Origin of the sequence: Collinsella sp. LCP19S3_H3 (genome assembly GCF_052119145.1) — a bacterium.
In the GTDB taxonomy this organism is placed as follows: Bacteria; Actinomycetota; Coriobacteriia; order Coriobacteriales; family Coriobacteriaceae; genus Collinsella.
In genome coordinates this window covers 1-810 of sequence record NZ_JBQKFW010000039.1, presented here as the reverse complement: position 1 = coordinate 810, position 810 = coordinate 1, and the positions used below count along the sequence as shown (strand labels likewise).

The window sequence follows — 810 nt, the reverse complement described above, 5'->3', positions numbered from 1 at the left end:
TAGAATCGGTAGGGGAGCTTCCCATGGGCGGAGAAGCCGGAGGGCGACCGACGGTGGAGCGCATGGGAGTGAGAATGCTGGCATGAGTAGCGAGAGACGAGAGAGTAACTCGTCCGCCGTGAACCCGAGGTTTCCTGGGCAAGGCTAATCCTCCCAGGGTCAGTCGGGGGCTAAGGCGAGGCCGGGAGGCGTAGCCGACGCGCAGCAGGCAGACATTCCTGCACCGCGCACGCGGCGCTACGACCGACGGGGCGACGGATGGGGGTGGCTCGGCGGGGTTCTGGACGTCCCCGTGATGGAGCGCGGCCCGCGGACCAGGGAAATCCGGTCCGCATCGAGGGCGAGGCTCCGGACGAAGCGATTGAGCGAAGCGAGTGAGCCCGAGGTCCCTAGAAAAACCCCTAGGCAGGCGCGTGCGCGCCCGTACCGCAAACCGACACAGGTGGGTGGGTAGAACATACCGAGGCGATCGGGTCAACCATGGTCAAGGAACTCGGCACAATGGCCCCGTAACTTCGGGAGAAGGGGTGCCCGCGCGTACGTGAACGGACTTGCTCCGGGAGCGGAGGCGGGCCGCAGTGGAGAGGCCCAAGCGACTGTTTACCAAAAACACAGGACTCTGCAGAAGCCGCAAGGCGACGTATAGGGTCTGACGCCTGCCCGGTGCCGGAAGGTCACGCGGAGGAGTTAGCGCACCGCGCGAAGCCCCGAAGCCAAGCCCCGGTAAACGGCGGCCGTAACTATAACGGTCCTAAGGTAGCGAAATTCCTTGTCGGGTAAGTTCCGACCTGCACGAAAGGCGCAACGACT

1 rRNA gene is annotated in these 810 nt (G+C 64.7%); it reads left to right on the top strand.

Annotated features, from left to right (window positions below):
• A 23S ribosomal RNA gene (locus tag ACTQZF_RS09195) occupies positions 1–810 on the top strand; the annotation flags it as partial.